Source organism: Candidatus Hydrogenedens sp., assembly GCA_035378955.1.
Taxonomy (GTDB): domain Bacteria; phylum Hydrogenedentota; class Hydrogenedentia; order Hydrogenedentales; family Hydrogenedentaceae; genus Hydrogenedens.
In genome coordinates, this window is record DAOSUS010000100.1 from 1 (window position 1) to 10,636 (window position 10,636).

General features: G+C 35.5%; 12 protein-coding genes. All 12 read right to left on the bottom strand.

Going from position 1 to position 10,636, the window contains the following annotated elements:
- The coding region (locus PLA12_13485; GenBank protein HOQ33506.1) for an alpha-mannosidase at positions 1-392 on the bottom strand (392 nt) is incomplete at its 3' end.
- A gap of 65 nt (positions 393-457) precedes the next feature.
- A complete protein-coding gene (locus PLA12_13490) occupies positions 458-1,270 on the bottom strand; it encodes a tetratricopeptide repeat protein (GenBank protein HOQ33507.1) in 813 nt (270 codons plus the stop codon).
- Between the two features lie 73 nt (positions 1,271-1,343).
- A complete protein-coding gene (locus tag PLA12_13495; GenBank protein ID HOQ33508.1) occupies positions 1,344-1,853 on the bottom strand; it encodes a hypothetical protein in 510 nt (169 codons plus the stop codon).
- Positions 1,854-1,863: 10 nt separating this feature from the next.
- Positions 1,864-2,367, bottom strand: coding sequence for a hypothetical protein (locus PLA12_13500; GenBank protein ID HOQ33509.1), 504 nt, complete (start codon positions 2,365-2,367; stop codon positions 1,864-1,866).
- 80 nt (positions 2,368-2,447) lie between these two features.
- Positions 2,448-2,747, bottom strand: a complete 300-nt coding sequence (locus PLA12_13505; GenBank protein HOQ33510.1) for a zinc ribbon domain-containing protein — start codon at positions 2,745-2,747, stop codon at positions 2,448-2,450.
- Between the two features lie 33 nt (positions 2,748-2,780).
- Positions 2,781-3,401 (bottom strand): 3-isopropylmalate dehydratase small subunit, encoded by a 621-nt coding sequence (gene leuD / locus PLA12_13510; protein ID HOQ33511.1) that lies wholly within the window; start codon positions 3,399-3,401, stop codon positions 2,781-2,783.
- Positions 3,394-4,806 (bottom strand): 3-isopropylmalate dehydratase large subunit, encoded by a 1,413-nt coding sequence (leuC, locus tag PLA12_13515; protein ID HOQ33512.1) that lies wholly within the window; start codon positions 4,804-4,806, stop codon positions 3,394-3,396. The genes leuD and leuC overlap by 8 nt, the downstream gene beginning before the upstream one ends.
- A 258-nt stretch (positions 4,807-5,064) precedes the next feature.
- A complete protein-coding gene (gene hydE / locus PLA12_13520) occupies positions 5,065-6,108 on the bottom strand; it encodes a [FeFe] hydrogenase H-cluster radical SAM maturase HydE (GenBank protein ID HOQ33513.1) in 1,044 nt (347 codons plus the stop codon).
- A gap of 17 nt (positions 6,109-6,125) precedes the next feature.
- Positions 6,126-7,364 (bottom strand): [FeFe] hydrogenase H-cluster maturation GTPase HydF, encoded by a 1,239-nt coding sequence (hydF, locus tag PLA12_13525; protein ID HOQ33514.1) that lies wholly within the window; start codon positions 7,362-7,364, stop codon positions 6,126-6,128.
- A gap of 3 nt (positions 7,365-7,367) precedes the next feature.
- Positions 7,368-8,795 (bottom strand): aspartate ammonia-lyase, encoded by a 1,428-nt coding sequence (locus tag PLA12_13530; protein ID HOQ33515.1) that lies wholly within the window; start codon positions 8,793-8,795, stop codon positions 7,368-7,370.
- Between the two features lie 5 nt (positions 8,796-8,800).
- Entirely contained in the window at positions 8,801-10,198 is a 1,398-nt protein-coding gene (gene hydG / locus PLA12_13535; protein HOQ33516.1) for a [FeFe] hydrogenase H-cluster radical SAM maturase HydG, read from the bottom strand.
- Positions 10,199-10,251: 53 nt separating this feature from the next.
- On the bottom strand, positions 10,252-10,636 hold a 385-nt coding region (locus tag PLA12_13540; protein HOQ33517.1), incomplete at its 5' end, for a response regulator.

Sequence of the window (10,636 nt, forward strand, 5' to 3'; positions counted from 1 at the left end):
TGCCCATAACTGAAAGGTGTATATCCAATCTTTGAAACTTTTCCGAAGGATTGTGCCACTCGGTGCCCTATTAAAAGATTCCGAACTAATGATTCCCCATTAACAATAAATTCTTCCGGAAGGGAATACCATGGACCAATTATAAGTTTTCCTGATTTAACAAGGTCAACAATATCCTCTCTTTTCTCAGGTCTTAATTCAAGGTAATCTTCCAGACACACCGTTTGAGAATCCAATGTAAAGGAATGAAAATTCGAGTCATTTTTTAAAATCTGGATTAATTGGTCCATAAACTCGACTAATAACAATCGCGTTTCTTCAAATGGATATACCCATTCTCTATCCCAGTGTGTGTTAACAACGACATAAATAGTTTTTTTCTCTTGATTCATAACTGTAAAGACCCCTGTTTATACATTTTCATTTTTATAGATTTATATTTGAACAATAAATTTTATTACTGACCTTGTTGTGGAGCAGGAGTATTCTCTTTTTTTGATGTGTCTGTTTGCAAACTTGCGGTATTTTCTTTTACTTCATTCTTTGTGGCATCTTGAGAAGATTCTTCTTTCTTTTCTTCAGGGAATAATTCTGGATGTTCACCCTTTATCCTATCAAGAGCCGATTTTGCTTTGTTTGCAATTGAAGAATCGGGGAATTCTTCTTGTTGTTTCTTATACGCTTCTATTGCGTTCTGCAAGTCTTGTTTGGCTTCTAAAACACGACCGATATTAAAAGATTGCCTTTTTGCTATAAATGAATTACTCCATTTTTCTTTTATTTCTTTATAAATGTTTATAACATTATCATAATTCTTTCTCAATTCCTCTAAATAGCCCAAGCCTTCTCGTGCATTAGGAACCCATTCGGATTGAGGATATTTTTCGCACAGTTTTTTCCATATAGTTTCTGCTTCATCAATTTTCCCCAGTGTAAAAGCAGTTTCAGCATATACATATAGGATTTCCGGGGTTAGTGATGAGTTTGTATCCATAAGAGGTTTTAAAGCGTCTAATTTTTCCTGCAAATCTTCCTTAAGAACTGCACTTGCATAACGCGTCATAATGTCCTTGTTTTTTGAACTATTATAAGAGCCATAGATTAACCCTATAACAACACATAAAAGGATAAATACGATTGAAAATATATACAAATACAAATTTTCTTTTATGTGTGTCCACCAAATAAGTAGTTGATTTTTAGGTTCATCAATGTTTGGTAAAATGTCCTTTACTTCTGTCTTTCTTTTCTTCTGTCTACGAATAGGCATAAATACAAATTCCCTTTCTTTTTTTTGTTTTTCAGGTTAAGGATTATAATGATTAAGAGTGGTCAGAATAAAATTACAAAAGAGAACTCCAGGATTTTATTTTCCAGCCATTAGGCTCTTTTTGCAGGGAAATTATAACTTTACCCTGCACATTTACAGGAACACCTTGAACCGGGTCATACGGTTCAGCAACAGTTCCAAAGGTATCTATTATTGTTGCATTGTTCCCTTCAATTTTTATCTCTGGAGTTGCTCTTGTAATTCGAATAACTCTGTAATCTCTAACTATACTCTGAAGATATTCTCTAATATCATTATATTTCCGATTCTGTTCATCTCGATATTCAAGCGAAACATAATCCATTACTTTCTTAACCTGTTTACGCTCTATTAGTCTTTCCACTGTATCTAAAACAGTAATGATTTTTTCCTGTTCCGTAGGAGAATTTTTACTTATAAAAGGAATATCTATCTTCTTTACGGTGCCACAGGAAAAAAATAAAAGAGATAGATGCAAAGAAAGAACTAATAGAATAAGTAGAAAATATGTATCTTTTAATTTTCTATCTCTTGCTATTTTCATTGAACAAATTTTATTCTGATGGTGTTAAAGTTAATATCAACTGTTTGGGTCTTCCTAATCCCTGAGGTCTAACATTTACCTGTAATTTTTTGCCCTCTTTAGAATAATTTAACTGAACTCCATCGCCTTGAATTACATTTTCCAATTTCCAACCATATTTAGGGCATTCTTTCACATAAAATTGTGATATATCATTGGCATCGGCACGAATAGAATATACCATCCTACCTACTTGTAATGTGCTTGATTCGTAAACATAAGAACGCTCAAAATCTTCTTTTACTTTATCTGGCAATGGAACATCTTTAAATCTTTGAGGGCCGGGAACAAGTGTTGTGCCTTCTGCTGGTAATGTGTCTGTGTTTTGTGCTTTGGTTTCATCCAATAACTCAACAGGAGGGGGTTGTTCTTTTTTCTTTTTCCATGGCATAGAACCACACCCCAAAGACACTAATAAAGTTGAAAGTGTTAAGATAATTACCGCTATTGAGAAATATTTCTTTACCTTTTTCATTCCTTTATCCTCCTAAGTTGATATTTATGCAGATTTTAATAAAGCATATAAAAGTAACAAGGGCATAATCAAACTCTTTATCAGTCATTTACATTAATTGTTGGCGGCCCTTCTTTTCCTGTCGTTTTTTCATAATAACCTTTACCTGAACGGACATATTTTGTAAAGCCTTTTTCTGCAAGATTTTTATCACTCAACATTTGTTTTGCCATCCGCTCATTAGCCCAACCTGCAATATGCACAGGCTTAAAAACTCGAACTACTTTTTCTCCTGTTTCGGGATGAAATTTTAATGGAGGTTCATCTGCCTTTTGAAACACTTCTATAATTTCACCTTCGGTACCATCTTCATGAATTACCTGATAAGTGTATAAAGGCATAACCATTCCTCCTTTCCAAAATTATATTTTATTTCACAATTTCAGAGGATGTTTCTTTTCATATTTGTCAATCAATTCTTCATATCGCAATGTAAGACCTATTTGGTCCCATCCATTTAATAAACGCTCCTTGAGAAACGAATGGATGTCAAAATGGATTTGTTTCCCATCTGGTTTTGTAATTCTTTGACTAACCAAATCTATTTCTAACATATAATTTTCCTGTGAACGGACTTCATTAAAGAGTTGGTCAATAATTTCCGGTGAGAGCGTTATAGGCAAAATTCCATTATTAAAACAATTGTTATAGAAGATATCTGCAAAAGATATTGCCAAAATACAACGGAAACCATAATCTTTTAATGCCCATGGAGCATGTTCGCGTGATGAACCACAACCAAAATTATCGCGTGTCAATAAAATAGTGGCTCCTTTATAACGAGGTGCGTTCATCTCAAATTGTGGATTGGGTGTTTTTCCATCATCGAGATAACGCCAATCGTAAAAAAGAACATCCTCATAACCTGTTCTTTGTATTCTTTTCAAAAACTGTTTTGGAACTATCTGGTCTGTATCCACATTTCTTGCATCTAAAGGTGCTACAATTCCTTTCAATATAGTAAATTTTTCCACTTCTTTATCTCCTCTAATCATTAAATTTCCATTTGCGAATATCAACAAAATGTCCCATAATAGCACATGCTCCTGCCATTGCTGGACTAACAAGATGTGTTCTTCCCCCTTTACCCTGACGACCTTCAAAATTACGATTTGAGGTAGATGCACATCGTTCCCCTGGATTTAAACGGTCATCGTTCATTGCGAGACACATAGAACAACCCGGCTCTCTCCATTCAAAACCTGCTTCTATAAAAATATTGTGTAAATGTTCCTGTTCTGCTTGTTTCTTAACTAACATTGAACCGGGGACAATGATTGCTTGTTTTATTCTTTTGTTTACCTTATAACCTTTAATGACTTTAGCCACTTCTCTTAAATCTTCAATTCTTCCATTTGTGCAGGAACCGATAAATATTTTATCTACTTCTATGGCTTCAATAGGTGTTCCTTCCTCAATACCCATATATTTGAGTGCTTTTTCAATTGCATTCCTGCGGTTTGTATCCTGTATTTCTTTTAACACAGGAACTCTACCCGAGATAGGAGCAACCATTTCAGGAGAGGTTCCCCATGTTACTTGAGGTTCTACATCTTTAGCATTAATTATTATAGTTTTATCATAAGAACAACCCGTGTCCGATGCCCAGGACAACCATAGATTTACAAGTTCTTCCTCAGGAATATGTTTAGGAATATAAGGTCTTCCAAGCAGATATTTAACTGTGGTTTCATCAGGAGAAATTAGCCCAGCCCTTGCTCCTCCTTCTATTGTCATGTTACATAAAGTCATACGACCTTCCATAGAAAGTCTTTTGACCACTTCCCCTGTATATTCAATAACATAGCCTGTTCCTCCATCTGTTCCTATTTTTCCAATAATATGTAAAATAAGATCTTTTGCCGTAACTCCTAAAGGTAACTCTCCTTCTATACGGATTTCCATTGTTTTTGATTTTCTTTGCAATAATGTTTGCGTAGCGAGGACATGCTCCACTTCACTGGTTCCAATACCGAATGCAAGTGCACCGAAAGCCCCGTGCGTTGAAGTATGCGAATCTCCACAAACAATTGTCATTCCGGGTTGTGTCAATCCTAATTCAGGACCCACCACATGAACAATACCATTCCGTGGGTCATGCATATCGAAACATTGGATACCAAATTCCTTGCAATTATTTTTTAATGTTTCTACCTGTAATGCAGACATTGGGTCTGCAATCGGTTTATCACGATTGGTTGTAGGGATATTATGGTCCATCGTAGCAAAGGTTAAATCGGGACGACGAACCTTTCTACCAGCAATTCTCAATCCCTCAAATGCTTGTGGTGAAGTTACTTCATGTATATAGTGTCTGTCAATATAGATGATGGGGTCCTGGTCTTCAGGGGTATAAACTAAATGAGCATCCCATATCTTCTCATAGATGTTTTTTGGCATTTCATTTCCTTTCTTTTTAAAAATATAATTTTGCTCATGAGATTTTTATTTCATTAGAAGGGCTTATATTATATCAAATCTTGACTATTATTTACCTTTTATGAATTATCCTTAAAAAACAATATGCAAATGAATATATGGCATGCTATTATTTTCAAGTTTTGAATTAAAATCTTATATGAGGCTAAATAATACTACTTAATACTTCGTTAATTATTTTTCATAATCAACACATACGAAACTCTTACTAACTAAACATCATATTTTCCTACGATTTCCCATACCTGCCCCAACTTTTCTCCCTGCTTGTTCAATAATTTTCATTATACTTTGGTGAATAATCTCTGGAGGTTCATCTGCGGAGGATTTACCTGGATAAATTTCATATAGTTTTTTATATTTTACAGGTGTAAGATTTGGCATAATAACATTGGCACCTCTCTTTAAACCTAAAATTCGACCTTCGCGTGTGTTGACTGTTGCCAGTGCCGTAGTTGCAGGAATATTTACCGTTGGACATATAATTCGGGTTAATGCAAGGACTTTATAGGTCATTAACTCCGTGTTGGGGACAAATCTTTCACCATCATTTTTATATTCATTAAGGTATTCCTGCCCTAAAGGTGTCTCGTGATGTGGAATATAGGGGCCTATCCCTATCATATCAAGGTCTAATTGTTTGAAGAGTAGAATATCATTAGCAATACTCTCATAAGTTTGATAGGGTATCCCTATCATTATTCCACTTCCTGCTTCATACCCTAACCGTTTAAGTATTTTTAATTGGCTAATTCTATTTTCCAAACTCTTTGCCTGTTCTGAAGAATGAATTTTTTTAAAAAGGTTTTCATCTGAAGTTTCAAAACGAAGGAGATAACGATTTGCTCCTGCTTCTTTCCATAATTTTAAGGAGTGTTCCTCCTGTTCTCCCAGACTTAGTGTAATAGCCACATCTGCAATTTTCTTGATTTTTCTTATTAATTCTCCAATTTTTTCTTCCGTAAAATAAGGGTCTTCACCAGATTGAAGCACTACAGTCCCGTATCCATTTCTTTTAGCAAATTCAACACAACTCAAAATTTCGTTATCTTCCATTCTATATCGGGACAGTTTCTTATTAGAAATTCGTATTCCACAATATAGACAATTTTTTCTACAATAATTCGATATCTCTATTAAACCCCGAAGATGCACCTCCTCCCCAACATATTTTTTACGGACAGAATCCGCCATTTCCCATAATTCATTTAATCTATTTTCATTCTCTTCCTTTAGCCAATTAATAATATCTCTTTTATCCATTTTTTATTTCTTGTTTATTAATTTTTTTGTGTTCTTTGTTTGTATATTTCCAACGCAGATGGAAATGGTTCTAATGCCCTTTCAAGGATACCCAAAGAATAGGCTATCGTTAGTCCATAATTACTTATTGGAATTCCTTGTTTCTTGCAGTGCATAATACGGTTCAACATAGCCCGTCGGTTTAATGTACATGCCCCACAGTGTATAACCATTTTATACTTTGTTAAATCTGTGTAGAAATCATTCCTCTGAACGGTATCAAATTCTAATTTTCCACCGACATATTGCATTAACCATCTTGGGATTTTTACTCTGCCTATATCATCGGCAATGGGGTGATGAGAACATGATTCGGCAATAAGTATTTTATCTCCGGGTTTTAACGACTCTATAGCAAGTGTTCCTTCTACCTGTGTAATTAAATCCCCACGAAATCGTGAAAACAATATAGAAAAACTTGTAACCCATACATCAGGGGGAGTATCCGCAACTACTTTTAAGAACACCTGAGAATCGGTAACAACAATCTTCGGTGGAGTTTTCAACTGTTCTAATATTCGTCGGAGCTCCCTTTCTTTTACGACAACACACATAGCATCGTTATCTAACAAATCACGAATGGATTGAACCTGAGGCATAATAAGCCGTCCTTTAGGGGCTTCTTTATCTATAGGAACAACAAGCACCGCCAATTCGCCAGGACCTACCAAATCACCTAAAATCGTAGGACTATTAATAAAGTCTTCCGGGGCTGATGATATAAGTGCATTTTTAAGTTCACTAATACCTTCCTGTTCGGAAGCAATAGTCTTCACATATAAAACTTTCTCATTTTTTAATCTGTTGCACAATGTTTCATCAGGTTCTTGCAAATCTACTTTGTTAAACACGACTACGATAGGGATATTCCTTGACCTAAACTCGTTATACAATCCTTCTTCAAATTCACCCCATATCCCCGATTCTGTAACAATAACCCCTACATCCGTTCGGTCAAAAATCTGGCGTGTTTTTTGTATTCGCAATTCACCCAAAGCACCAATATCATCAATACCAGCGGTATCAATAAAAAGAATAGGGCCTAACGGAAGTAATTCCATGGGTTTTTCCACAGGGTCTGTTGTGGTTCCAGCAGTTTCTGAAACAATAGAAACATTTTGTCGTGTAATTGCATTAAGTAAACTCGATTTACCTACATTTCTTCTACCAAAAAGACCTATATGTAATCGAAATGATTTTGGTGAACCTCTGAACATATTTTATTCCTGAATTATCTTATTATTTGGGTTAGTAAAACCTAACTTTTGTAAGGATTCTGGGGCTAAAAGAGTATCGTATTCTTCAGGGGTTAAAATTCCTTCTTCCAATACAATTTCCCGAATACCTTTTTTAATACTGCTTGCTTTTTTCGCAATCATACATGCTTTCTCATATCCTATCTTTTGTATGAGTGCAGTTAAAGTTGCAGTAGAACTATTTACATAGGAACTACAAACCTCACGGTTGGGAATAATTCCTTTAACACATTTTTCTGCAAATAGATGGGTTACATTTGTCAGCATTTCAAGCATATTCAACAAACAATGAGCAATTAAAGGAACAAATGGGTTCAGTTCAAGATTTCCAGAGGAACAAGCAAATGTAATAGTCTGGTCAAAACCGAATGTGAGCATCGCCACCTGGCCTACAGCCTCAGGTAATACAGGATTTACTTTGCCTGGCATAATAGAGGAACCTGCTTGCAATCGTGGTAGTTGAATTTCTCGAAAACCTGCTTCAGGTCCAGAAGACATTAATCTTAAATCATTGGCTATTTTATTAAGTGTTATAGCATAGGAGCGGATTATACCGGATACTTCTCCGAACACATCCAGATTTTGGGTTGCATCTACCAAATTTTCTGCCCGTGAAAAACCAATATTTGATAATTCCCGCAGTTTATCTACAACACGGAAAATATAATCCCTTGGGGAACCCAAACCTGTCCCGATGGCTGTGCCTCCTAAATTTACTACGCGTAGCCTTTCTTCACATTTATAAATACGCCAACGGTCCCGTGACAAAGCATCAGCATAAGCACCCATCTCCCGTCCTAATGTAATAGGTGTTGCATCCTGAAGTTCTGTTCTTCCTATTTTTACAACATCAGAAAATTGCTTTTCATGTGTTTGAAACGACTCCAAAAGAAAAATAATTTCAGTTTCTAATTTTCTTAACATTCTTATAGTAGCGAGTTTTAAAGCAGTAGGATAAGTATCATTTGTAGATTGGTGAAGATTTACATCATCTAATGGAGAAATAATGTCATATTTTGCTCGTGGAAAACCTAATATCTCTAAAGCACGATTAGCAATAACTTCGTTAACATTCATATTTGTGCTGGTCCCTGCACCCCCTTGAAGAGCATCAACAATTATATGTTCATTCCATCTACCATTTGCTACTTCTTCGCAAGCATTAAATATAGCCGATGCTTTACCTTGAGGTTGTGTTAAATATCCTAATGAATAATTTGTCTCTGCACACGCAAGTTTAACAATTCCGTAAGATTGTATCAATTCTGGATGTACAGATTGTCGAGAAATTGAAAAATTCTCTACAGCCCGAGCCGTATGGATACCCCAATAGACATCCGCAGGTATTTTTTTTTCACCTAATAAATCGGTTTCAATTCGGTACTCTGACATAGGAATTACACATAAACATCCCGTTCACCCGATTTGACACGTACCAACATTTTTTCTGTTTTTGTCTTTCGGGCTTCAGGCATTGTATTTAATACTTCTTCAATCTTTGCCCAACCTACTTGTTTCGTTTCAGGAGATGCATAATCTTCAAGATATTCGGCAAAGGTGCTTAAAGCATTTACTTCGCAATGGTTTTTTATAAGCCCCGGCTTTGCAAGATCCATAAAGTCGGCACCGGTTCTACCCAAACGATAACAGGCAGTGCAAAAGGAAGGGATATAACCTAATTGTGTAACATCACAAATAACTTCATCAAGACTACGGTGGTCGCCTAATGAGAATTGGCTCATGTCTTCTTCCTCGTCCCCTGTATAACCACCGGGATTTGTCCTACTCCCCGCTGAGATTTGGGACACTCCTAACGCAAAGGTTTCTCTTCGTATATTTGGTGTTTCACGAGTAGACATGATTATACCCGTATAGGGCACTGTAAGCCTTAATATAGCTACAATTTTTCGAAAATCAAGGTCGGATACTGGATAAGGTGGGTGGGATGCAATATCAGAACCAACCGCAGGTTCAAGACGAGGAACACTTATTGTATGACATCCTACACCAAAGGTATCTTCTAAATGTTTAATATGTTGCATCAAAGCAAGTATTTCAAATCTCCAATCGAACAAACCAAATAGAACACCAACACCCACATCATCAATACCCGCTTTCATAGCACGGTCCATTGCCGTAATTCTCCAATCGAAATCTTTTTTAAGTCCACCCAGATGAACCTTTTGATATGTCTCTCTATGGTATGTTTCCTGAAACAATTGATATGTACCTATTTTTGCTTCTTTTAGTCTTTTAAACTCTTCAAGGGATAATGGTGCAACATTTACATTTACGCGTCTTATCTCTCCCCTACCTCTCTTTATACTATATATTGTTTCAATACAATGGATAATATAATCAAATCCTTCGGAAGGATATGACTCACCCGCAACTAAAAGGATGCGCTTATGTCCTTGGTCAACCAATGTTTCAACTTCTTTACGAACTTCTTCTTGTGTTAATGCTTTTCTACGAACCATTGTGTTACTTCTACGAAAAGCACAATATAAACATTCATTCTTGCATAGATTTGAGACATAAAGCGGAGCAAAAAGAACAAGCCTTTTCCCGTAAATTTCTTCTTTAACCTTTCGTGCAGTATCAAAAAGTTCCTTTAACAGGTCCGGGTCACTTATGGTTGCAAGTGTTGCTACTTCTGTCTCATTTAATCCCTTTAATTCAAGGGCTTTGGCAAGAATTTCTCTGATATAGACGGCATCTTTTTTAGTGCTATTCTTCAAAGTTTCAAAGATGAATTCCTCATTAATAGGAACTGTTTCCACATTAGAACTCATAATTCATTTCCTTATATTTATTAGTTAAACAGTATCTACACTGAAACAATATTCTATCTAATAACTTTTTTAAGAGCAGTAATCAATTGTTTTGGATTTAAAGGTTTTGATATAAATTCATCAATTTTCATTTGTTTTTTTTCTTCTTCAGAACGGGGACTAATGTCATATCCTAATTTGGAGTTTATACCTGTAATCATAATAATAGGAATTTTTGATTTTTCATTATTAAAATCTCTTACTTTATTAACAAATCGTATCCCCTCATCAATTCCCCCCATCATCAAATCCGTAATAATTACTGAAGGTGTATTAGAGACTAAAAACTCAAGGGCACTTTCAGAATTAGAAAATGCTATAACCCGATAATCCTCTCTTTCCAAAACAATTTTACAGAAATCCTGCACATCAATATCATCATCAACGACCATTATAATT

Coding starts and splice junctions, on each gene's coding strand:
- PLA12_13490 (HOQ33507.1), bottom strand. CDS start 1,270: ATGCCTATTCGTAGACAGAAGAAAAGAAAGACAGAAGTAAAGGACATT.
- PLA12_13495 (HOQ33508.1), bottom strand. CDS start 1,853: ATGAAAATAGCAAGAGATAGAAAATTAAAAGATACATATTTTCTACTT.
- PLA12_13500 (HOQ33509.1), bottom strand. CDS start 2,367: ATGAAAAAGGTAAAGAAATATTTCTCAATAGCGGTAATTATCTTAACA.
- PLA12_13505 (HOQ33510.1), bottom strand. CDS start 2,747: ATGCCTTTATACACTTATCAGGTAATTCATGAAGATGGTACCGAAGGT.
- leuD (HOQ33511.1), bottom strand. CDS start 3,401: ATGATTAGAGGAGATAAAGAAGTGGAAAAATTTACTATATTGAAAGGA.
- leuC (HOQ33512.1), bottom strand. CDS start 4,806: ATGCCAAAAAACATCTATGAGAAGATATGGGATGCTCATTTAGTTTAT.
- hydE (HOQ33513.1), bottom strand. CDS start 6,108: ATGGATAAAAGAGATATTATTAATTGGCTAAAGGAAGAGAATGAAAAT.
- hydF (HOQ33514.1), bottom strand. CDS start 7,364: ATGTTCAGAGGTTCACCAAAATCATTTCGATTACATATAGGTCTTTTT.
- PLA12_13530 (HOQ33515.1), bottom strand. CDS start 8,795: ATGTCAGAGTACCGAATTGAAACCGATTTATTAGGTGAAAAAAAAATA.
- hydG (HOQ33516.1), bottom strand. CDS start 10,198: ATGAGTTCTAATGTGGAAACAGTTCCTATTAATGAGGAATTCATCTTT.